Below are 20,231 nucleotides of genomic sequence, written 5' to 3' on the forward strand. Positions count from 1 at the left end.
GGCCTCTGGGCCGTCGCAGAGAGTTCCCTTCTGCCGGCCGTTTTCAGCTATCCTTGAGGCAACGGCTGCTTGTCATCAGGGGGCTTGTTACCAGGAGTGCGTGTTACCGAAGCGGCTCGTTACCTGGGGACTGGCGGTTTTTAGCCTTGAGCCCACCCCACCTGCCAGAGGCTCGCAACGTGGAATTTAAGGATTACTATCAGGTGCTTGGGGTAGCGAAAGCCGCCACGGCCGATGAGGTCAAGAAGGCTTACCGCAAGCTGGCACGCCAGTTTCATCCCGATGTCAGCAAAGAGCCTGACGCCGAGCGGCGTATGCAAGAGATCAACGAGGCCAAGGCGGTGCTGTCCGATCCGGAGAAGCGTCTTGCCTATGACCAGTTGGCTGAGCAGCATCATGCTGGCCAGGATTTCCAACCATCGCCGGAGTGGGATGCGGGGTTCGAGTACCGTGGGCGTGGGTTTGAGGAGGCTGATCTTGGTGAGTTCAGTGACTTCTTCGCCAACCTGTTTGGCCAGAGCGGTCGGGGCGGGCGAGGGGGGCGCGATTATCAAATGCGTGGCGAGGATCGTCATGCCAAAGTCGTCATTGATCTTGAGGATGCTTACCACGGTGCTGTTCGGGCGATGACGCTGCAGGTGCCGCAGGTCGATGCTCAGGGGCGTGTCGCTTCGCGCGCGCACACCCTCAATGTGCGAATACCGAAGGGCGTGAAAGCGGGCCAGCATATTCGACTCTCGGGGCAAGGCAGCCCAGGGGTCGGTGGCGGGCCAGCGGGTGACCTGTTTCTTGAAATCCACTTTACCCCGGATCCGCGTTACCAGATCGAAGGGCGGGACATTCACCAAAAGGTGCCGGTGACGCCCTGGGAAGCAGCGCTGGGGGCCAGTATCGAAACGTCGACGCCGTCGGGAGTGGTGAAAGTCAAAGTGCCCGCTGGCTCGCAGTCCGGACGCCGGTTGCGTCTGAAGGGGCGCGGTATTCCAGGGGCTGAGCCCGGTGATCTTTATATTACGCTAGAGGTCGTGCTGCCTCCGGCCAATACCGACAAGGCGCGGGAACTTTACGAGACCATGGCGCGAGAGCTTGCTTTCGATCCGCGTCAACGCACGGGAGGCTAGGCTATGACACAGCAGAATATTGCCAGCGGTGAGCTGGTCGATGAAGCGACCCTGACGCTCGACGAGTTGGCGCGCGCATGCTCGGTAGAAACCAACTGGGTCATTGAGCGCATCGAGAGCGGCCTGTTGGCGGATGGCTCGCCTTACGTGGCGAGTTGGCGTTTTACCAGCCATGATCTGACGCGCGCTCGACGCATGTATCGGTTGGAGCGTGACTTCGAGGCCGCCCCTGAGCTTGCCGCCCTGGCAACCGACCTGATCGAAGAGAACCAGCGTCTCAAGAGCCGGTTACGCGCCGCCGAACTAAGGGATACGTAATAGGCGACATCTAGACGGAGAGCGCTGACGCTGCGCGACCCGCTGTTTCAAACCCGCCGTACCGAGTTGCCGCCGCTGATGATGGCGTTGATTAACGCGGCCACCCCCACGTGCGTCTCCGACTCGTCATCCAGGCCCACTGCATTCTCATGGGTGTTGGCGGCATCCGTGAGCACACCGATGATTTCGCTTTCCGATAATAGCTGGTGATCATTGATGGCCAGCAACAGCGATTCGCAGATAGCCAGTGCGGCCAACCCTGCGTACTCCTTATCTTTTGATAGATGATGTGACATCTGAATTTCTCCATTCCGTTAAGTGGCGAGGGTTTAAACAATGCGTCTCCCACATGCGTAGCAGCAGATTGACACAAAGCCCGTTATGCTGAGCTAATCGAAAGCAGTCAGCGCTTTGGACTTTTGCTCTTTTTTTTCTCCCATTGGGAAACGTTATGACGGCGATTGAAACGACCCCGCTTGCTCGCAAACTGGGAGCATTTGTGGCTTTGTCGGAGACCGAACTCTCGGTTATCTCGCAGTTGCATCAGCGGCGTAAGGCCGTGGTGGCAGGACGAGACCTCGTCCATCAGGGCCAGTCAGACCAAATAGCCTACATCCTGGCCGCTGGCTGGGTTTGCTCGTATAAGATTCTGCCGGATGGCTCACGTCAGATCGTCGATTTCCAAATCCCGGGTGATTTTCTAGGCCTGAGAAGTGCATTGCTTCACACCTCTGATCACAGTATTGAGGCCATCTCGGATGTTGAAGTATCTGAAGTGTTGGTGAGCGATCTGCTGGATATTTTTGCTCAACACCTGCGGTTAGCCACGGCGGTTCTATGGGCAGCATCGCGTGATGAGGCCATGGTGGTCGAACACCTGGTGAATATCGGGCGACGAAGTGCCTTAGAGCGCATGGCGCATTTTCTACTCGAACTCGGCGCTCGGCTGACACTGGTCAGGATGGGCAATAAACAAGGCTATTACTGCCCGTTAACGCAGTACCATTTGGCGGATGCGTTAGGGCTGACGGCTGTTCACGTTAATCGCGTGCTTCGGCAACTGCGCGAAAAAGGACTGCTGACGTTTCGCCATAATGAGGTGATATTCGATGATTATCATGCGCTGACCACGCTGGTTGGTTTTGATCCTACCTATCTGGATCAAACGGGACCGCTGCTGTCATGAGAAGGCAATGCCGGTGATGCTGCCTATGCCCCCTGCGTGGTAGCGACACCGGTGCCAAGTTCAATAATCTCTGCGGTAATAGACTCCTGCCTCACCCGACGTAACGTGGCTTGAAAGACATCCAGTTCCTGCGCTATCTGGCTGCCCGCTGCTGCCATGGCGGCCATGCGTGCTTCATTTTCCGCACTAAAGGCATGCAGCGCCGCCTTACACACCAGGGCATGAAAATAGTCCCCGCTCAGGTTGCGGATCAAGGTGTCGAGGGGGAGCTGGGTCAGGATGCGTTGCCCCGTGCTGGGGGGGAATAACGAGTGGTCGATGGGGAAGATAGCCTGTCGAAGGACCGAAGCGCGACCGGCGTGCCAGGTCGTGAAGACCACATCAAGGCGCTCTAGTCCCCCCTGTTCGATATCGCGGTAGATCGCTTTGGTAACCTCATCCGCCAGTGTGGGGATGCCCAGCGTATGCGCAGGCAGGGCGCTGCTCCAACGTGGCACCAGGCCACGGGCCGCTGCAATGGGGGCCCCGCGCGTGCCAATCAAAAACAAAGGCTGATGGTGAGGCGTGCTGGCGAGGCAATCCAACACCCGCTCGCTGAATGCGCCCGCGAACCCCTGTTCGGCACAGAACACCAGTAGTCCACGTTTGTCTTGCGAGGCCGTAGTCTTCTCTTCGAGAGAGGGAACTTGAGAGACTGATTGAGGGGATGATTGAGAGGGTGATTGAGACAGTTGCTGTGAGGGTGGGGCAAGCACGCTAGAGATCGCGGCAGCAATGGTCGCCGCATAGCTATCGACCGCTTCGATCTGTTTTCGTGCCGCATGGGCACGCGAGGCCGCAATGCCTTTCATGGCATTCACCACCGCCCCTAACTGGCGAACGCTCTCGATTCGAGCACTGATGTCAGCCAGTCGTTCCGTCATGGCACCAGCCTGTCGTTGCCGACCGATAATGTGTCGACAAAACGCGTGATCGTGGCTATCAGTGTTGCGTGGTCTTCACTGCTCAACGCACCCGTATCGCCAAGCGTAGCTATCACCTTTGCGGCGTCACTATCCAACCTGGCTGGCAGGCCCGCGCAGAACGTTGCGATGGCGTCCAGCGGCAGCGTGTCAAGCAAGCCCGACTGAACGGCCATTACCAAGCCGATCTCATCGGCTAGGCGGAAGGGCATATGTTGTGGTTGGCGCAAAATGGCCCGGATGCGTGCCCCGCGGGTCAACTGCTGGCGCACACGACCATCAGGCATGCCGCCAAACCGGGTAAATACCTCAAGCTCCAGGAACTGTGCATAGTCAAGCCGCAGCGTGCTGGCCGCCTTACGCAACGGGACTGACTGCGTCTTGCCACCCACTCGGCTGACACTAAGCCCCACATCGACCGCCGGTTTTTGACCCTGATGAAACAACGCTGCATCAAGCACGATCTGGCCGTCGGTGATCGAAATCAGGTTGGTGGGAATGAACGCAGACAGGTTGCCCGCATCGGTTTCGGCAATCGGTAGCGCGGTCAGCGAGCCGCCGCCGCGCGCCTTCGATAGTTTGGCGGCCCGTTCCAATAACCGGGCATGGATATAAAATACGTCTCCCGGATACGCTTCGCGCCCCGGTGACTGACGCGTCAGCAGCGCAATTTCGCGGTGGGTGGCCGCATGTTTAGACAGGTCATCAATCACGATCAGGGCGTGCTGCCCCTTATCGCGAAAATACTCCGCCATCGTCATGCCAGCATAGGGCGCAATCCATTGCAGCCCCGGCGAACTGGCCGACCCCGCCACTAGCACAATGCAGCGCGAGAAGTCTCCCTGGGTTTGCAGTGCATCAATTACGCGCCTTATGCTGGAGGTTTTTTGCCCCACCGCCACATAAACACACAGCATATCGCTCGACTTCTGCGCAATCATGGCGTCGGTGGCCAGCGTGGTTTTCCCCGTGGCGTGGTCGCCTACAATCAGCTCCCGCTGGCCCCGGCCCAGGGCGAATAGGGTGTCGACCACCAATACACCAGTCTGAACCGGCTCGGTCACCAGGTCACGCTCGATAATCGAAGGCGCCGGGCGCTCAATGGGCCAGTGAGTGGTGGTCTCTATGGGCCCTTTACCATCGAGTGGGCGACCGAGTGGGTCAATCACCCGGCCGAGCAGGGCGTCACCCACCGGCACACTCACCACCTCACCGGTGCCAAAAACGGTGTCGCCTGCTTTAACATCGGTCGCGGCGTCGAGTAGCACGCTGCCAATCAGATCAGCATCCAGAACGCGGGCAAAGCCAAGCTGCCCCCCTTCAAATCTCAGCACTTCGTCAAGCCGGACATCGCCCAGCCCCGAAATAAGCGCCACACCGTCGCCAATTTCCTCAACCCGCCCCTTGCGCTCAGTGCGTGTACCCACCGAGGCCGCCTGCACCTTGCGTTGTGCGGTTTCCAGCCAGTCGAGGGCGTTATACGGCATGATTAAGTGCCTTGACGATGGTGGCAAGATCCGACTGCCAGCTATTGTGAAGCGCGAAGTGCGGGGTTCTTATTTCAAGGCCCGCCATCAGGTCGGGGTCGGAATGAAAGGTGAGCGCCGGTGTATTGCCCAGTGCTTGTTCCATTGCCTGCGTTACCGCTTCCTTGTCCTGTTCGGTGAGGTCTGCCGCACTCACCACGTCGAGTCCATCCGCCGCGCTTACGAGCGCCTGTCGGTCTGCTGTGGAAAGCTGGCCGATGGCTTCAATCAGCAGGCCAAGAAAGGTGCTTTGTATCACCGAGGTGGGCAGTCGCGTGAGGAGTTTTTGGGCAATATCCACGGCGAGCAAAGAGGCGTGAGACGTCAGCTCGGCGCGCAGCACGTCGGCCTCTTTGGCGCTGTTTCGTCGGGCGGCGTCAATCAGTGTCTCTGCCTTTTTATGCGCAGTGGCAAGCGCTGCGCTGGCAGTGTTTTCCGCGGTCTTCGTGGCGTCAGCCAGCATTGCTTCGCGCTCTGCTGCGATGCCTTCACGGGCCGTCGTCAAATCAGCCAGGGCGGCTTCGGCCTGGGTGTTGGCGGTTTGTGCATCGCTGAGCAGGGCCTGGGCGGCTTCCTGACGTTTTTTAATAGCGGCAGCGACCGGCCGCCAGAAAAAATGCGACAACAGCCAAACCAAAATAAGGACGTTAATCGCCTGTAGTCCCAGGCTCCAAAAATCGATAGTCATGCCATTACCCCAATAACGGGTTGGCGAACAGCAGCAGCAACGAGATGACCAGACAGTAGATAGCGGTTGTCTCAATCATGGCGAGGCCGACGAACAGGGTTCGCGAGATGGTGTTCGCGGCCTCTGGCTGACGGGCGATGGCATCCATTGCGGCCGCCACGGCGCGCCCCTCCGCCAGTGCCGGGCCGATTGCCCCAAACGCCACGGCGAAGGCGGCACTGAAAATACTGACCATGCTGAGATAGTCCATTAAGATTCCTTCTCTTTAGGGGGCGACGCAGGTGTCGGGTCTTTCGGTGGACGTTGACCTTCTTCAATTGTCGCCGTGATAAACACCATCGCCAGCACGGCGAAGATGTAGGCTTGTACCAGCCCGGTCAGTAGGTCGAGCGCCATCAAGGGAATCGGCACCAGCAGGCTCGCTAAGGAGGCCACGATGCCAATGACAAAAACGCCGCTCATCACGTTGCCAAACAAGCGTACAAACATGGAGAAGATGCGCGTGACGCTTTCCAGAATATTGAGCGGAATCATGACCAGGTTGGGCGCAGCAAAGGATTTGAGATAACCCCGTAGGCCTCCTTTTTGGATGCCAAACCAGATAATCGATAGGAACACGAGCACCGCCAGCGCTGCATCGGTTTCCATCTGAGCGGTCGGTGGCGCTATACCAGGGATCAGCGAAGACCAGTTGGCGACCAGAATGAAGAGAAACAGGGTGCCGATGAAACTGCGATAAGGCGCGGGTTCTGCGCCGGTCGTCTCATGAATCTGGGTGTCCAGCGTCGTGACGATAAGTTCAAGCGCCGCCTGGCGTTTCGTGGGAAGAACATCAAGCCGGCGGGTGAGCAAAAACGACCCAAGAGCGAGCACCAGCATAATCGCCCATGTCGTGATCACGGCTTGAGTGATGGGCAGGGGCCCGAGTTGAAAAAGTACCGTGGCCTCAAGCGGAGAGTTCATGGGCTGGCATGCCTTTTATGACGGGGAGGATGACGGAGAGGACGGTTGAGATAGCGGCGGAACATAAGGGATTTGGCGGCCACAATGCCGGCCAGTGTGGCCAGCAGCGTAAAGCCGCCCATCTGAACAGCGACATAAAGTCCAAGCGCCATTAGCGAAAAACGTGCCAGCGTGAGGGCGACACCCATCAACGGGTGGCCGTGATTGACATTCACCATCAGGTTGACGGTCTTCTGCAAGGCGTAAAAATACCCATAGCCGAGCACCAGCCCACCCAGAAAGCACAGCGGTATGGTGAGTAGTAGGGGCAATGATAATAAGGGCAAAAAGAGCGCATTGATCATCGTGCATTCATCCATTTCCAGGCGGTCCATCCGCCAAGGCATAGGCCTATCAACAACAGTGGCATTGTCCAGAAAATGCCCGTTGTCAGTTGGGTGTCCAGCCAACGCCCAAAAAACAGGCCTGCCAGGGTCGGTACGATAAATATCCAGCCCAGCACCCCGATCTGAGCAAGACGACGGCCAACGGACATATCGCCTTCGCGCAGCCACCGTTCATGTCGATCTCGCCGTCGCCGGGCTGCATTGACCAGCGGATCATCGTGACGGTCCTCACGGCTCATCGGAATTCACCCGTATTCGCGCTGCGATGCAGGCGACTGATCATCTGGCGGATAGCGTTGAGCTGCAGGCGAACGTTTTCGACATGCTCCGTCTTCTCCTCTTCCGCATCCGACTGGAAACGCGCTAAAACGTCGGCATCCAGCGTGGCAAGGTTCTCACCGACCACCGCCTCCCGCGTCGCGATCTCAATATCGCCACCATCAGCGACAGTGAGCACGCCACCGCGAACCGCACAGAAGCGTTCTGCGTTGGCGACGCGCCAGCTAAGAATGGAGAGTGTGAGTGAGGTCAGAAAGGGGGCGTGATGAGACAGAATGCCGAAACTGCCGCTGGCATCCTCGGCGCGGAGGCTATCGATCTCTTGTTCAACCACGATAGCCAGTGGGGTGACAATGGTGAGTTTCATACCGTATTCTCACTGAGGGGGCGGTCGGCATCGTTTGCTTTCGCCGCCGCTTCCTTGGCACGCGCCTGTTCTAACGTGCCAACCATATACAGCGAGCTTTCCGACCACTCGTCGGTGGCGCCCGCTAAAATAGCGCGGCAGCCTTCCAGCGTCTCTTTCAGCGGAACGCTGGCACCGGGGGTGCCGGTAAAGGCTTCGGTAACCATGAACGGTTGCGTCAGAAAACGCTGCAATCGCCGGGCACGTTTGACCATCAGGCGGTCGTCGGCGCCTAACTCCTCGACGCCCAGTAACGAGATGATGTCGCCCAACTCCTTGAATCGGGCCAAGGCTTGCCGGACATCCTCGGCGGTTTGATAGTGTTCGGCGCCGACCACCGATGGGTCCAGCAGCATGGATGAGGATGCCAGTGGGTCAATGGCGGGATAGAAACCTTCCGCTGCCTGGGCGCGTGACAGCACAATGACGCAATCCATATGACTGGAAATGGTGGTCACCGCCGGGTCGGTGAAATCGTCAGCAGGCACGTACACCGCCTGGATAGCCGTCACGGCGGCGCCCGCCACTGACGCGATACGTTCCTGAAGGCGCGCGACTTCAGTGGCTAGGGTAGGTTGATAGCCGACGCGCGAGGGCAATCGCCCCAGCAGGCTGGATACTTCGGCGCCTGCCTGAACGAACCGGAACACATTGTCCATCAATAGCAGGACATTCTGATGCTTCTGATCACGGAAATACTCCGAGATCGTCAGCGCGGTTAACGGTGCTCGCCAGCGCGCACCGGGAGGCTCATTCATCTGCCCATAGACCAGCACGGTGCGTGCTAATACCCCGGATGCCTGCATTTCGGTTAGTAGTTCGTGACCTTCCCGGGAGCGTTCGCCAATGCCCGCGAATACCGAGATACCCTGATACTTTTCAACCATGGCACGGATGAGTTCCATCACCAGCACGGTTTTGCCGACGCCCGCGCCGCCAAACATGGCCGCCTTGCCGCCCTGTGCCATGGGGGTCAGCAGGTCGATGACCTTGATGCCTGTCTCAAATACCTGGGTGCTGGTGGTTTGTGTTCTCAGCAAGGGAGGTGGGGCATGAATCGAGCGGCGAGGCGTATCGTCAGGCAGCGCAGCACCGTTGTCTTGTGGATGGCCGATCACATCCAACAGCCGCCCCAGTACCGCCACACCAACAGGCACGGTGACAGGACTGCCCGTTGCACGCACCACTACACCCCGCGATAGCCCAGCGGTCGATTGAAAGGCCACGGCGCGAAGCATGTTGATATCAAGATGGCTATGTACTTCGAGAAGGAGCAAAGTGGGCTGGTCCCACGCCACGGTTAATGCGGCGTTGATCGGCGGCAATATGCCATCTGCAAACACAACGTCAACCACGGCGCCTCTTACTGCATGCACCGTTCCGCAAAGTACCGTATTGGGTGGCATGGTGAGTTTCCTTATGTGAACCCACAAAGCCCTTGAAAGGGCGGCAGTCTTCGTAAGAATGCTAGTGGGGTTCCCAAGTCACTGCCCTAATCCATGTTAGCGTTAAAAGTTTCTGCCACTCTCCCCCTGGAAATAAAGGGGAGATCATTTGCGAGGCGCGGCTATGCAACATACAGAACACCATCGATCTCACCGCTCAGGTTGGCTGCGCGCGGCCGTGATGGGCGCCAATGATGGCCTTGTCTCAACCAGCAGCCTGATACTCGGCGTGGCGGCAGCGAGCACCGCGCACAGCGACATTATGCTGGCAGGTGTTGCGGGGCTGGTGGCCGGAGCGATGTCGATGGCCGCCGGTGAATACGTCTCCGTTAGCTCACAGGCTGACACCGAACATGCGGATCTTGAGCTTGAACGCAAAGCGTTGACGGAGCATTTTGATACTGAATTGGAAGAGCTTGCAGCGATCTATGAAGCGCGTGGGTTAACACCGGCGCTGGCCACTCAAGTCGCTGAACAGCTGATGGCAAGCGATGCGCTAGGCGCACATGCCAGAGATGAAATTGGTATCACCGATACCAGCCAGGCGCGCCCACTCCAGGCGGCCTTTTCATCGGCTGCGACCTTCACGGCAGGCGCTCTGCTGCCGTTGCTGATCGCGTGGTGGGCGCCGCCGTCACTGCTTATTCTTCTGGTGGGGCTCTTCTCGTTGCTCTTTTTAGCCTTTTTGGGGGCGGCCGCTGCCCGTGTGGGTGGCGCGCCGATACTCAAAGCCTCGTTGCGCGTGATGTTCTGGGGCGCACTGGCGATGGCCCTCACGTTCGGCATAGGCCGTCTGTTTGGCGTCGTGGCATAAATAAGGGGTAGCGCAGGCATCGCGCCGCCGAGAATAATGTGTAATGCCTTGATGACTGCCGTCGCACCCACGCTCGGTGCCATCCGACCAATAACATGTGCTTAACCTCATTCAATGCGGCTGGGTTTGTAGGAGTGGGCCTCATCATAATAGTGCCCTAACAGCATCTTAAGACTGAACATCATGAGCCTTAGTATTGGTGTTAGAGCGGCGGCGATAGCCATGCAGCATGCTAGCGATCAAATTATCGCCTTGCTTGATGCTTTCTACCACAGCACCTAATACATGCAGCGGTACTAGAAAAAGAATCGCGTTGGCCATGAATTCGTGGGTTTCTTCGACCCAGCCCACCCCCCAGAAACGATCAGTTTCTTCCATCATGTAGCCAGTCAGGCCCAGACCGAGTATTAGCCCAAGCAGCACCAGCATCATGATAGCGCCCAGCGGTGTGTGAGTAATGCATGTTTGCTCTGTCTTGCTTTCGCGAACGCGCAGCGCACATTGAAGTCGGCTCACGGTAGGCCAAAAGCTCCGCCAGCGTGCACTCCAGGGACCGATAAACCCCCAAAGGATGCGTACCACGATTAATGCCACCAAGGCATAACCGACCCATTGGTGTATATCGCTCCCTTCTTCGGTTAGCCATAGGTTGACGGCTATGCCAGCGACCAAAGACCAATGTACCAACCTGACTAACGGGTCCCAAACACGGATACGGGTATTATCGGTCATGGAAATCTCCTAATCAGTCATCGACTTCCTGTTTCACGATGCTGGCATCTACTGGATTGAAATAGATCTCTACTCGGCGTTCCAGCTCATCCCAGCCATATATCTCGTAGCAGTTCCCCTCGGTGACCTTAAATTCTTTGATCTTGTAACCCATTTCGCTGATACGTTCTTGCATATCATCTTGGCTGATCCATTCGCTACTGGGGGCATCAGTACAATGGGTCTCTGCCAGCGCAACCGTGCTAGCCGTCAGTAGCAGCGCCGTTGTTATAATCTTGGTGATGTGAGCTTGCATAAGTGATATCTCTTTTCGATGGTGGGTGGCTGTGCAAGACATATTCGTCGATTGGCACAAGGATCATCTTAAATGAGGTAACTTATGGCAGACTTAAAGAAAACTAGTAGGCGCGAGAGCTAGGAGGAGTGCTTTCATTCGGCCAACTTGAGACGACGGCAAGAGCTGCTCTCCTCTAAGCTCTTCTCTCCAATCAGAAAAAATTTATCGTTTCTAAGTAATGGGTTAAGCCTTTTCCAGCTTTTACGGTTCGAAGGGGGGCGGCATTGCTGTGAACTGTTCACTTAGAAGCCGAGCCGCAGGTGACATGCTCCGATCCCGCTTGCGTACGAAATAGTAGGGTTCGCTGCGAGCCGGGAGCTCGACCTCTAAGATGGTTGTCATTCCCGTGCGGGACAGTACTTGAGCAACTTCAGTGGACAGCAGGGCCACAAAAGTGGAGTTGCGTTGGAGGAGTGACAGCGTGGCAAAAGCCGACGTGGTTTCGATCAATTCCGTTGGGAAACGTAATCCTTGCGTTAGGAATTCCTGTTCCAAGTATTTCCGCATCGGCATATCGGCCGCGTACACAATCCAGGTACTAGCCGCCAGATCAGCTAATTGTGCGGGAAGGCCCGTTAGTGGATGGCTTGCATTGGCCACGATGGCTAGTTGCTCTTCCCAAATTCGCGTAGCGATATAGGCTTCCGGGCGGGGGCTCACGCTTGTTCGGCAGATGGCAACTTCAAGACGACCACTATCGAGCAAATCTAGAAGGTGGGCGCTCGTATCCTCTACCAATTCGATACGCATTGCCGGCTGACGTTCGAGGAGCTGGGTAAGGTGATCGGTCAAGAGAGGAACCGCTCCCATTATAGTGCCAACGGCCAAACGACCGCCGTATCCATCAAGAATACTCTCTATCTCTTCTCGAAGATGGGCGAGATCTTGATATATCAAACGCGCATATCGAATGATGCAATGCCCCACTTCATTGGGAGCAAGGCCTCGATTTGTTCGAACAAACAAAGCTGACCCTACGGCGTCCTCGATTTCCTGGAGCGCCTTTGTTGCGCCTGGCTGGCTTATTGAGACACTTTCTGCTGCCTTAATTAAAGATCCGTGTTCATCAATCGCGATGAGTAACCGAAAATGCCGGAGACGTAGACGGGCTGTAATGGATTCCAAGCTGGGGATCATGGGTATAACCATTGGTTATGTCTGTATTGGTAGTTTTTATTATGCGTGCCTGTGCTGACTCACTATATTGTTGACTATCCTTAAGGCGCAATGCTGGCACTGAAACAACAACAAAAAGGGTACCCAAGCCCTGGGAGAATAAAATGCCAAAGCCGCTACAGTGGCTGTTCAAATTGTTCGATCATCTCGTGGTGATCGGCATGAGCGTCATGGGCCTGATGGTCTTTTGGAACGTAGTACTGCGTTATGGTTTTAATTCGGGTATTCCATTTTCAGTAGAAGTTTCCCGCCTGATCTTCGTCTGGATCGTATTTTTGGGCTCAGTTGTCGCGCTGGCGCAGGGTATGCACATGAGTGTGAATACGCTTGTAGCGCGCTTGCCCAGGCCTATGCGCATTGCCTGTTTTCTCGTCAGTCATGGGCTGATGCTCTGGTGCTGTTGGTTGATATGGCAGGGGAGCTGGGTTCAGACGTTACTTAACTGGAATAATCGAGCGCCAATATCGGGCATCTCGGTAGGCATGATGTATGCCGCTGGCCTCGTCGCTTCCGCCTGTATGGCCCTTGTATTATTCGTTAACCTTTGGCGCTCGCTAAAAGGAGAATTGCCCCAGACCTGGTCCGGCGAAGACCCTTATGCCGTTGTTCGGCCTGAGGAGAAGGCGCGATGACCGCCATTGTATTTCTCGGCTCCCTTTTTGGTGCCATCAGCATTGGCGTGCCGATAGCCTTTGCACTGATGGTATGCGCCATTGCAATGATGTTATTGATGGGTAATCTCGATGCTCAGATTATGGCGCAAAAGCTCATTGACGGCGCTGACAGCTATCCATTGATGGCCATACCTTTCTTTTTGCTGGCGGGCGAGTTCATGAATGCGGGTGGGCTCTCCCGTCGCATCGTCAACCTCGCCTTGGCCCTGTTTGGGCATTTTCGGGGCGGGCTGGGCTATGTCGTTATTGGCACGGGACTGTTGCTTGCCAGCCTTTCGGGCTCGGCAATCGCCGACACTGCCACCCTTGCCGTGATGCTCATTCCGCTGATGCGCGAGGCCGGCTATCGTGTGGAACGCTCAGCGGGCCTTATGGCTGCTACTGGCATCATTGCGCCTATTATTCCACCATCGGTCGGGTTCATCGTGCTTGGCGTAACGGCCAATATATCGATAGTACGGCTGTTTATGGCCGGGATCGTGCCTGGCATGTTGATGGCGCTTAGCCTTATTGTCGCTTGGTGGCTTGTTTCGCGCAGGGACAATGTTGCCGTCCTACCCAAAAAATCGGGCTCTGATATTCGTAAGTGCCTTCGAGAGGCGGTTTGGGCGTTGATTTTACCGCTCATCATTATCGGTGGGCTCCGCATGGGCATCTTTACGCCGACGGAAGCCGGTGTCGTGGCTGCCGTCTATGCGCTGCTGATCAGCCTAGTCATTTACCGGGAGATGAGTCCCAAGGATCTTTATTACGCCATATTGAATGCTGGCCGTATGACAGCGGTCATCATGATTCTTGTTGCTGCATCAATGGTGACGGCCTTCCTCATTGCCATCGCCAATCTACCCGGTCAGATGCTGGTGTACCTTGAGCCATTTGTAGGGTCGCCGATTCTGTTGATGATGTTAATCGTGATCACCGTCTTTGCCATCGGTATGGTGCTTGACTTCACGCCTGCTATCACCATTCTCGTGCCCGTGCTGCTGCCGATAATCACAGCCGCTGGCATTGACCCAATCTATTTCGGCGTCATGTTTATTATGACGGCGGCTGTCGGAATGATTACGCCTCCCGTCGGTGCCGTCCTCAACACGGTTTGCGGCATTAGTCGAATCAGCATGGATCAGGCGGTTAAAGGTGTGCTGCCTTTCCTGTTTGCTGAAATCCTAGTTCTAGTGATTCTGGTTCTGTTCCCTGCTCTTGTGACTGTTCCGGCATCCTGGTTCTCATAACTATAAATCCAAATGAAGAGAGAAGCTCATGAACCGATTATTAAAAGCATTAGTTGTTTCGACAGCCCTTGTGGCGGCCGTATCGGCATCGGCTCAAGATGCTCGTTTGGGGTATGTGCCCATTGAGGAGCACCCCGTCGGGCAGGGTTCAATCCGATTTGCTGAGCTTGTCGCTGAAAAAAGCGACGGTCGCATCAACATCCAAACGTTTGGCAACGGCGTCTTGGGTAATGAACCCCAGATGCAGTCTTCGCTGCAAGGTGGCTTCCTTGATGTCATGGTCGGCCCAACGTCAAATCTAGTCGGCACCATCCCCGAATTCCTCATCTTCGATCTGCCTTTCTTTTATGCGGACTTTGATGCTGTCGATGCGGTGATGGACGGGGCCGTTGGTGAAGAGCTCTTTGCTAAACTCGACGCCATGGGGCTAGTGGGTCTTGCTTATTGGGATAATGGCTTTCGTCATATGACCAATGCAATTCGTCCCATCAACTCGGTCGAGGATATGGCGGGGCTTAAGATCCGCGTAATACCCAATCCCTTATTCATCAGCACATTCGAAGCTTTAGGCACCAATCCCACCCCGTTGCCTTACCCCGAGCTTTTTAATGCCCTAGAGAGCAACACTGTCAATGCGCAGGAAACGCCGGTAGGACTGATTTACGCGTCCAAGTTCTTCGAAGTGCAGGATCATCTTGCCCTTACTGGGCACGTCTATACACCCTATGTGCTACTAGCTAGCAAGAAGTGGTTCGACAGCCTGGCTGAGGAGGATCAGCAGCTCGTTATGGAGGCTGCCCAAGAGTCGGCTGAATACCAGCGTGCTCTTTCACGCGATGACGCTGATCGTCTGGTTGGCCTGCTCAAGGAAGAGGGCATGGAAGTGACACGTCTTTCGGAGGAAGAGATGACCAAACTGCGTGATGCGGTTGCTCCAGTCGTTACTGAATTTTCCGAACAGATCGGCTTGGATCTTATTGAGCAGGCACGCGCTGATATGGCGGCTGTTGCTGACTGATTTTACTTGGGGCCGACATGGTCGGCCCTCCGCTTAACAATAAACTTTGGAGCTTACTATGCGGCTTATTCAGGTTCTATAGCCAGCGCATTATTCATCCTAAGCTAAAGGTGCATCATGTCTCTAATTACATATCTTACGGAAGTCGAATTTGGCACTGGCAGTATCAATGAGCTGGGAAAGCATCTTGATCGCGTCGGTATCCGTCGCCCATTGATCATCAGTGATCAGGGGATTAAGGCCGCGGGATTGCTTGAAAAGGTGACTAGGCAGTTGGAAGCCTACACCCCAGTCTTTCTTGATGTGCCAACCAATCCAACAGAAGCGGCCACTGAGGCAGCGGCTGAGGTTTATGCCTCGAATGATTGTGATGGGCTTGTGGCTATCGGGGGTGGGTCCCCCATTGATCTTGCTAAGGGGGTTGCGCTGCTGGCCACGCATGGTGGGTCTTTAGCGACCTATGCGTTAATTGAAGGTGGTATGCAGGCAATAACGGATAGGGTGGCCCCCGTCATTGCTATCCCTACCACGGCTGGCACTGGCGCCGAGGTCGGCCGTGCTGCGCTCATTACCCTGGAAGATGGCCGAAAACTTGGCTTTGTTAGCGCTCATCTTATTCCAAAATGTGCGATTTGCGATCCCGAGCTCACGTTGGGCCTGCCGCCATCGCTAACGGCAGCGACGGCGCTCGACGCATTATCGCACTGTTTCGAAACGTATCTTTCGCCGCGATATAATCCTCCAGCCGAAGCCATCGCACTCGATGGAGCCGTCCGGATCTGGAGCAACGTCGTCACGGCGTTCGAGGATGGAAGCAATCTTGATGCCCGCACCGAGCTAATGATGGGGTCGCTGCAGGGCGGCCTGACATTCCAGAAGGGCCTTGGCGCCATTCATGCACTTTCTCATGCCTTAGGCGGGATGCGAGAGTTGCAGCTTCATCATGGCACACTCAATGCTATCTTTCTGCCCGGCGTAATGCGCTTAAACCGCGTTGCGGCGCCTGAAAAAATGAGCCGCATCGAAACAGCGCTGGGGATCAGCAAGGGAAATTTACCCAATGCCCTTGCGGAGCTCAATTCGCGCCTCGGAATCCCTAAAGGGCTTCGCAGCTTGGGGGTGGAGGAGAAACATTTCGATTATATCGTCGAGCGTGCCTTGGCGGATCACAGCCACGCAACCAATCCACAGCCGCTGACGGCTGATCAATATCGGCAGCTAATCATTGAAGCTATGGACTAGTTTCTCGATTTGCGAGCTGATCGCGCTACATCACTTTTATATGAACGTCATACTGGCGTAACCTCCGGCTGGCCAGGGAAGGCGAGCTTCTGGAAGAGAGCATGATTAGAACAGCAGGTCGTTCACTCATTGCTCTCGTCAACTATCTGTAGCGCGGCTTCATATAGCAGCTTGATAACCAAACCGTGAAACATCTTTCGTGATGAATACGGCACAAGTGTAACCACATTACGCGAAGGGCTTAACCGTTTAACGTTTGATGAAGGTCAGCGAGGTTTTGAAGTAGCGCCAGTGTCGGCACAGAACATACGCGAGTTAGCTGAATGGCGGCTTTAGTTAAGAACCAGGCATTGTAAAATTTCTTCGGCTCCCAAACACTGATGCGCATGCACAATGCAGTTTTTCGATAAGTATTTACGCTATCAACTTATTTCGCTGTCTTATCGAGGTCGCATCGCCGCCGACGAACACCAAGCGCTCTACAACTTCGCAATGCAGCGGGATGCTAAAGGAGCCCAAGAAGTCCTCTATCGCCACCTATGGAGCGGCACAGATCAGGCACTGGCGACGGGAACCATCGCGGCCTGATACATGCTTTATAAAGCATTTTTATGTGTTATGAATCAACATCAATTAGGACATTTGGGCCTTTCTTTGCTTTGGCCATAAACTCCGAACTCCCATCACGAACTGAAGCTGCTAGTGATTGACTACCGCGTCGAGAGTGAAACGCCAGTTATACGCATGCCTCATATAACTGTATGAAGATATGACTCAGAGTGTTTTATCATCCGTAATCTATTGATTTTAATAATTTTTTGTTAGTTCTTGCTGATGGTATAGTGAGACGAGGATGGCTGTTGTATTGTAGTGACGAGGGAGGATGGCTTTTGACTAGTGGCTACAGGTGATTACTCCTTCGTTGACAAGAGTGGCAATAAACCATAATAGATAGTTGATTCATAACCCAGAGGAGGAGTAGGTTGGTTAGTGCAGTTAATGACCGAAATCCCCCGTTTTTCTGTTGAAAGAGCTGAAAGAAGCCATTTTCTGTCGTAAATGTATATATGATTCTTAGAAAGAAAGTTGTCGCTCAGTTTTGGCAACATTCGCGTGCGCAGCATTGCCATGGTGACTGATTCAACGAAACAGATTTAGTACAGTGTTTGAGACTTATTTTCGCATCAAAAAATTTAGAATCCTGAAGGATAAGAAAATAAATGTTTTGTTAAGCTGACAAGAGGCTATATAGTTTGATGGATCGAATAAAAATTTGGGCAATGTCTAAGCAATGGTTCTGGAAAAGCAGAACACGTCTAGAGAAGACAAGGTTTTTCTTCGAAGCCAATATATATAAGCATGGTAATTCGATATCTAAAGCTCGAACGAACGTAAATATATTAATAAACCTAGCCTGGATTGGTTTAAAGAGCTTGTTTTGGGTTGCATTCAGCTTGGGAACATTGATTTGTATCGAAAGCTACGTTCGTAACAATATGGTTTTTTTGAAACCACTTACTAACTTGGATAAAGATTACAATATTGAACAACTTCGCCTATATGCTCAGCTCCTTACGGCAATCTTTTCTATATACTTTGCGACCATTGGTATAATTCTGAGCTCCGGTTACACCAGACTACGGAGTGACATAATACAATTGCTCACAAATGAGCAGATCGGCAGCGTATTTGCACGAGTTCTCGTATTTTCTGCGACTTTTAGTTTGACAGCAACATCATTACCATTGTTTGGAATAGATCCCGGCTATTTTATCTACTTTGCAGCCACATTTTTAACCCTTGCGAGCTCGCTCACACTATTTCCGCTAGGCCAAAGGCTATTTAATTTTTTTAATTTAAACCTCTTAGTGCGTAGCGAAATATTACCTAACATAGCTAAGCATATCGAAGGAGCAGCCAAAACACGCAATTCTGCATCTCTGGCCAATCACCATTCAAGGGCGGCAAGAATGGCGCTTGAGCAGCTTTGCTATCTTGATGACCGTGTAAAAACCGACAAGGAAGGGATGGGGGACAACCTCCCGGCTCTTACTAATGATTATTCACGCTTACTTCTTCACTATCTTCATCAAAAGCATAAGATCAAGCAAGACAGCTATTGGTTTCCTCGCAAACAGAATCACCAACAGTGGTTCTTTGCAGGAGATAGTGCGACGTCTTCGGCCTTACAGACAAGCAGCCAGTTGTCAGTCGAGGAGAAAATCGATCTAAACTGGTTTGAAAGTGAAATTATTAAAAGACTCTCAAGACATATTGAACTTGCTTTTGAAGAAGGTGATATCCAGCTGGCGTTAAATCTAATCAGCTGCTTCTCGGTTCGAACTGCCACGTATGCGAAAGAGTTTCAGTTCGATCTAGGTATGCAAGAGATCTATAAAATAAGAGGACTCATTGAGACTGCATTCGCATCGAAAAGAGTTGATGCAGTCAGTGATGAGGAGAAAATATGGATTGCAATCGCCGATGCCTGGGCTGTCCTAGGTAGTAATCTTTGTCTTGAGACACTAAGGCGAATGATTACTTTCGAGAAGGAGCTGGGGCAGTTCTTCTTAAAGGACGTTTGGTCGGCGAACTCATTACACAGCTTGCCTGCTTTTTTTCAAGCGGAACTTTCATTCATTGTCAAGCGCATCAGTTTTGAACTTGCAATTGAAGGGCGCCGACTATCTAGGCCAAAATATGTTCAACAGTTGGCTGTGCAGAAGATCCTACAAAGCTATAAGAAAATCCTGCAGCAGGTATGCGAGTTTTTCGAAAAGATCGTGCCAGAATTTATAGAATCACTAATCAAACTAGGCTTTTCACAGGCGGCAACTCAGGTAGCTTTGGCCAGCCTCCATTTCCATTGGAAACTACCGAGGTGGTTGGAAGAAGTTTCCCAGCTCTTAGAGAGATATACCGCTTACACTCACTACTTGGAAAAACAGTACACTTTTCCTGAGATTGATGTGAAAGGTATGGCCGGCAGCTTAGTCAAGGTAAGAGATCAAACTTTCGAAATATTGGGCAACCCTGATATTGTTGGGCATATATTCTCGGCTGAGCACGACGATGGCTTTCCAGATCATTTCGGACAGGTTTATTTTGAACTGACGGAAGAGTGTATACATGCTCTAGAGGAAAATAATGAAGAAAAATTTGGGAAAATTTTTCCTATGTTTTTTAATTTGGCCATACTTGCATCAGATTCCAAGTTTGCTGACCCGAAATTGGAAGTCAATGACGAGTTCCGTTTGCACCTAATTTCAACAGTCATAAACGACTTGGCGTCAGTTTTAGGCTTTGCCACCCTGTATGGCGCGTATTTTGATAATCCGAAGTTACTTGACGTGGCAATCGGAAAGTTTATGACATTTATTGAGCGGGTTGATAATAAGCAACAGTACCTCAAAAGAATGATTTTGCTCTCCAATCCTAACAGTTTCAGCTGGTGCGCATCTCCGAGAGGAATGATACGTATGAACTGGAAGATAGCTTTTGAAAATAGGGCTAGACACGATGGATACGGGCATCAAATGAGTTTCGGGGAAGGTAAAGCGCACTATAATAAGTTGGTCAACGAATTTCTGAAATCACACTCAGATGCTTCTCACCTATTTTTTGCAATTCATGTTTTGCCATTTCTCGGCACTGACGATTTTAAAATAGACCACCGCATTACCAGTATCGCAAGGAAATTGCGTGAAGAAGAAGCAGAGGATTAAG

The 20,231-nt window shown here is 53.5% G+C and carries 23 protein-coding genes; 10 read left to right on the top strand and 13 right to left on the bottom strand.

Annotated features, from left to right (window positions below; genetic code table 11):
• Window positions 1–179: 179 nt before the first annotated feature.
• Entirely contained in the window at window positions 180–1,121 is a 942-nt protein-coding gene (locus tag MLE19_RS03580) for a DnaJ C-terminal domain-containing protein (RefSeq protein WP_240716684.1), read from the top strand.
• Window positions 1,122–1,124: 3 nt separating this feature from the next.
• A complete protein-coding gene (locus tag MLE19_RS03585; protein ID WP_240716685.1) occupies window positions 1,125–1,439 on the top strand; it encodes a chaperone modulator CbpM in 315 nt (104 codons plus the stop codon).
• Between the two features lie 47 nt (window positions 1,440–1,486).
• Here MLE19_RS03585 and MLE19_RS03590 read toward each other — a convergent pair whose 3' ends face one another.
• Window positions 1,487–1,735 (bottom strand): hypothetical protein, encoded by a 249-nt coding sequence (locus MLE19_RS03590; protein WP_240716686.1) that lies wholly within the window; start codon window positions 1,733–1,735, stop codon window positions 1,487–1,489.
• A gap of 155 nt (window positions 1,736–1,890) precedes the next feature.
• Here MLE19_RS03590 and MLE19_RS03595 point away from each other — a divergent pair, with 155 nt between their 5' ends.
• Window positions 1,891–2,625 carry a Crp/Fnr family transcriptional regulator gene (locus MLE19_RS03595; RefSeq protein WP_240716687.1) on the top strand — a complete coding sequence of 245 codons (735 nt, stop codon included), beginning with the start codon at window positions 1,891–1,893 and terminating at the stop codon, window positions 2,623–2,625.
• A gap of 23 nt (window positions 2,626–2,648) precedes the next feature.
• Here MLE19_RS03595 and MLE19_RS03600 read toward each other — a convergent pair whose 3' ends face one another.
• The 9 genes from MLE19_RS03600 to atpD are packed head-to-tail and all read right to left on the bottom strand — an operon-like array spanning window position 2,649 to window position 9,241.
• Window positions 2,649–3,548 (bottom strand): F0F1 ATP synthase subunit gamma, encoded by a 900-nt coding sequence (locus MLE19_RS03600; protein ID WP_240716688.1) that lies wholly within the window; start codon window positions 3,546–3,548, stop codon window positions 2,649–2,651.
• Window positions 3,545–5,074, bottom strand: a complete 1,530-nt coding sequence (locus MLE19_RS03605; protein ID WP_240716689.1) for a F0F1 ATP synthase subunit alpha — start codon at window positions 5,072–5,074, stop codon at window positions 3,545–3,547. Before MLE19_RS03605 ends, MLE19_RS03600 begins: the two co-directional genes overlap by 4 nt.
• Window positions 5,064–5,801 (bottom strand): F0F1 ATP synthase subunit delta, encoded by a 738-nt coding sequence (locus MLE19_RS03610; protein WP_240716690.1) that lies wholly within the window; start codon window positions 5,799–5,801, stop codon window positions 5,064–5,066. Before MLE19_RS03610 ends, MLE19_RS03605 begins: the two co-directional genes overlap by 11 nt.
• Before the next feature lie 4 nt (window positions 5,802–5,805).
• Window positions 5,806–6,051 carry a F0F1 ATP synthase subunit C gene (locus tag MLE19_RS03615; RefSeq protein WP_240716691.1) on the bottom strand — a complete coding sequence of 82 codons (246 nt, stop codon included), beginning with the start codon at window positions 6,049–6,051 and terminating at the stop codon, window positions 5,806–5,808.
• Window positions 6,051–6,764 carry a F0F1 ATP synthase subunit A gene (locus MLE19_RS03620; protein ID WP_240716692.1) on the bottom strand — a complete coding sequence of 238 codons (714 nt, stop codon included), beginning with the start codon at window positions 6,762–6,764 and terminating at the stop codon, window positions 6,051–6,053. The genes MLE19_RS03615 and MLE19_RS03620 overlap by 1 nt, the downstream gene beginning before the upstream one ends.
• Window positions 6,761–7,123 carry an ATP synthase subunit I gene (locus tag MLE19_RS03625; protein ID WP_240716693.1) on the bottom strand — a complete coding sequence of 121 codons (363 nt, stop codon included), beginning with the start codon at window positions 7,121–7,123 and terminating at the stop codon, window positions 6,761–6,763. Before MLE19_RS03625 ends, MLE19_RS03620 begins: the two co-directional genes overlap by 4 nt.
• A complete protein-coding gene (locus tag MLE19_RS03630; RefSeq protein ID WP_240716694.1) occupies window positions 7,105–7,389 on the bottom strand; it encodes an AtpZ/AtpI family protein in 285 nt (94 codons plus the stop codon). Before MLE19_RS03630 ends, MLE19_RS03625 begins: the two co-directional genes overlap by 19 nt.
• Entirely contained in the window at window positions 7,386–7,796 is a 411-nt protein-coding gene (locus MLE19_RS03635) for a F0F1 ATP synthase subunit epsilon (protein WP_240716695.1), read from the bottom strand. Before MLE19_RS03635 ends, MLE19_RS03630 begins: the two co-directional genes overlap by 4 nt.
• Window positions 7,793–9,241: a F0F1 ATP synthase subunit beta gene (atpD, locus tag MLE19_RS03640; protein ID WP_240716696.1), complete on the bottom strand. Its 1,449-nt coding sequence runs from the start codon at window positions 9,239–9,241 to the stop codon at window positions 7,793–7,795. Before atpD ends, MLE19_RS03635 begins: the two co-directional genes overlap by 4 nt.
• 163 nt (window positions 9,242–9,404) lie before the next feature.
• Between atpD and MLE19_RS03645 the strand changes: the two genes are divergently transcribed.
• A complete protein-coding gene (locus MLE19_RS03645; protein ID WP_240716697.1) occupies window positions 9,405–10,094 on the top strand; it encodes a VIT1/CCC1 transporter family protein in 690 nt (229 codons plus the stop codon).
• 168 nt (window positions 10,095–10,262) lie between these two features.
• On the opposite strand, the gene MLE19_RS03650 is transcribed toward MLE19_RS03645, so the two are convergent.
• The 3 genes from MLE19_RS03650 to MLE19_RS03660 all read right to left on the bottom strand — a co-directional run bounded on the left by MLE19_RS03650 (window position 10,263) and on the right by MLE19_RS03660 (window position 12,300).
• The gene (locus tag MLE19_RS03650) at window positions 10,263–10,826 is read right to left on the bottom strand and encodes a cytochrome b/b6 domain-containing protein (protein ID WP_240716698.1); all 564 of its coding nucleotides are present in this window, start codon (window positions 10,824–10,826) and stop codon (window positions 10,263–10,265) included.
• A gap of 13 nt (window positions 10,827–10,839) precedes the next feature.
• The gene (locus tag MLE19_RS03655) at window positions 10,840–11,121 is read right to left on the bottom strand and encodes a PepSY domain-containing protein (RefSeq protein ID WP_240716699.1); all 282 of its coding nucleotides are present in this window, start codon (window positions 11,119–11,121) and stop codon (window positions 10,840–10,842) included.
• Between the two features lie 243 nt (window positions 11,122–11,364).
• Complete coding sequence (locus MLE19_RS03660; RefSeq protein WP_240716700.1) at window positions 11,365–12,300, bottom strand: LysR family transcriptional regulator; 936 nt, start codon at window positions 12,298–12,300, stop codon at window positions 11,365–11,367.
• A gap of 143 nt (window positions 12,301–12,443) precedes the next feature.
• On the opposite strand from MLE19_RS03660, the gene MLE19_RS03665 reads away from it, so the two are divergent.
• From MLE19_RS03665 to MLE19_RS03690, 6 genes are all read left to right on the top strand, one after another.
• Window positions 12,444–12,971 (top strand): TRAP transporter small permease, encoded by a 528-nt coding sequence (locus MLE19_RS03665; RefSeq protein WP_240716701.1) that lies wholly within the window; start codon window positions 12,444–12,446, stop codon window positions 12,969–12,971.
• Window positions 12,968–14,245, top strand: a complete 1,278-nt coding sequence (locus MLE19_RS03670) for a TRAP transporter large permease (protein WP_240716702.1) — start codon at window positions 12,968–12,970, stop codon at window positions 14,243–14,245. Before MLE19_RS03665 ends, MLE19_RS03670 begins: the two co-directional genes overlap by 4 nt.
• A 28-nt stretch (window positions 14,246–14,273) precedes the next feature.
• The gene (locus MLE19_RS03675) at window positions 14,274–15,263 is read left to right on the top strand and encodes a TRAP transporter substrate-binding protein (RefSeq protein WP_240716703.1); all 990 of its coding nucleotides are present in this window, start codon (window positions 14,274–14,276) and stop codon (window positions 15,261–15,263) included.
• A gap of 117 nt (window positions 15,264–15,380) precedes the next feature.
• Window positions 15,381–16,505 (top strand): iron-containing alcohol dehydrogenase, encoded by a 1,125-nt coding sequence (locus MLE19_RS03680; protein ID WP_240716704.1) that lies wholly within the window; start codon window positions 15,381–15,383, stop codon window positions 16,503–16,505.
• A gap of 393 nt (window positions 16,506–16,898) precedes the next feature.
• Window positions 16,899–17,093 carry a hypothetical protein gene (locus tag MLE19_RS03685; RefSeq protein ID WP_240716705.1) on the top strand — a complete coding sequence of 65 codons (195 nt, stop codon included), beginning with the start codon at window positions 16,899–16,901 and terminating at the stop codon, window positions 17,091–17,093.
• Between the two features lie 668 nt (window positions 17,094–17,761).
• Window positions 17,762–20,230 carry a hypothetical protein gene (locus tag MLE19_RS03690; protein WP_240716706.1) on the top strand — a complete coding sequence of 823 codons (2,469 nt, stop codon included), beginning with the start codon at window positions 17,762–17,764 and terminating at the stop codon, window positions 20,228–20,230.
• The last annotated feature ends 1 nt before the right edge of the window (window position 20,231 follow it).

Origin of the sequence: Vreelandella neptunia (assembly GCF_022489065.1) — a bacterium.
Lineage (GTDB): Bacteria > Pseudomonadota > Gammaproteobacteria > Pseudomonadales > Halomonadaceae > Vreelandella > Vreelandella neptunia_A.

What these genes read in the sequence shown, in the direction of transcription:
- MLE19_RS03660 (WP_240716700.1), bottom strand. Translation starts at nt 12,300, where the DNA reads ATGATCCCCAGCTTGGAATCCATTACAGCCCGTCTACGTCTCCGGCAT.
- MLE19_RS03680 (WP_240716704.1), top strand. Translation starts at nt 15,381, where the DNA reads ATGTCTCTAATTACATATCTTACGGAAGTCGAATTTGGCACTGGCAGT.
- MLE19_RS03645 (WP_240716697.1), top strand. Translation starts at nt 9,405, where the DNA reads ATGCAACATACAGAACACCATCGATCTCACCGCTCAGGTTGGCTGCGC.
- MLE19_RS03600 (WP_240716688.1), bottom strand. Translation starts at nt 3,548, where the DNA reads ATGACGGAACGACTGGCTGACATCAGTGCTCGAATCGAGAGCGTTCGC.
- MLE19_RS03630 (WP_240716694.1), bottom strand. Translation starts at nt 7,389, where the DNA reads ATGAGCCGTGAGGACCGTCACGATGATCCGCTGGTCAATGCAGCCCGG.
- MLE19_RS03590 (WP_240716686.1), bottom strand. Translation starts at nt 1,735, where the DNA reads ATGTCACATCATCTATCAAAAGATAAGGAGTACGCAGGGTTGGCCGCA.
- MLE19_RS03670 (WP_240716702.1), top strand. Translation starts at nt 12,968, where the DNA reads ATGACCGCCATTGTATTTCTCGGCTCCCTTTTTGGTGCCATCAGCATT.
- atpD (WP_240716696.1), bottom strand. Translation starts at nt 9,241, where the DNA reads ATGCCACCCAATACGGTACTTTGCGGAACGGTGCATGCAGTAAGAGGC.
- MLE19_RS03675 (WP_240716703.1), top strand. Translation starts at nt 14,274, where the DNA reads ATGAACCGATTATTAAAAGCATTAGTTGTTTCGACAGCCCTTGTGGCG.
- MLE19_RS03650 (WP_240716698.1), bottom strand. Translation starts at nt 10,826, where the DNA reads ATGACCGATAATACCCGTATCCGTGTTTGGGACCCGTTAGTCAGGTTG.
- MLE19_RS03605 (WP_240716689.1), bottom strand. Translation starts at nt 5,074, where the DNA reads ATGCCGTATAACGCCCTCGACTGGCTGGAAACCGCACAACGCAAGGTG.
- MLE19_RS03685 (WP_240716705.1), top strand. Translation starts at nt 16,899, where the DNA reads ATGCAGTTTTTCGATAAGTATTTACGCTATCAACTTATTTCGCTGTCT.
- MLE19_RS03610 (WP_240716690.1), bottom strand. Translation starts at nt 5,801, where the DNA reads ATGACTATCGATTTTTGGAGCCTGGGACTACAGGCGATTAACGTCCTT.
- MLE19_RS03595 (WP_240716687.1), top strand. Translation starts at nt 1,891, where the DNA reads ATGACGGCGATTGAAACGACCCCGCTTGCTCGCAAACTGGGAGCATTT.
- MLE19_RS03655 (WP_240716699.1), bottom strand. Translation starts at nt 11,121, where the DNA reads ATGCAAGCTCACATCACCAAGATTATAACAACGGCGCTGCTACTGACG.
- MLE19_RS03690 (WP_240716706.1), top strand. Translation starts at nt 17,762, where the DNA reads ATGGATCGAATAAAAATTTGGGCAATGTCTAAGCAATGGTTCTGGAAA.
- MLE19_RS03625 (WP_240716693.1), bottom strand. Translation starts at nt 7,123, where the DNA reads ATGGATGAATGCACGATGATCAATGCGCTCTTTTTGCCCTTATTATCA.
- MLE19_RS03665 (WP_240716701.1), top strand. Translation starts at nt 12,444, where the DNA reads ATGCCAAAGCCGCTACAGTGGCTGTTCAAATTGTTCGATCATCTCGTG.
- MLE19_RS03635 (WP_240716695.1), bottom strand. Translation starts at nt 7,796, where the DNA reads ATGAAACTCACCATTGTCACCCCACTGGCTATCGTGGTTGAACAAGAG.
- MLE19_RS03620 (WP_240716692.1), bottom strand. Translation starts at nt 6,764, where the DNA reads ATGAACTCTCCGCTTGAGGCCACGGTACTTTTTCAACTCGGGCCCCTG.
- MLE19_RS03615 (WP_240716691.1), bottom strand. Translation starts at nt 6,051, where the DNA reads ATGGACTATCTCAGCATGGTCAGTATTTTCAGTGCCGCCTTCGCCGTG.
- MLE19_RS03585 (WP_240716685.1), top strand. Translation starts at nt 1,125, where the DNA reads ATGACACAGCAGAATATTGCCAGCGGTGAGCTGGTCGATGAAGCGACC.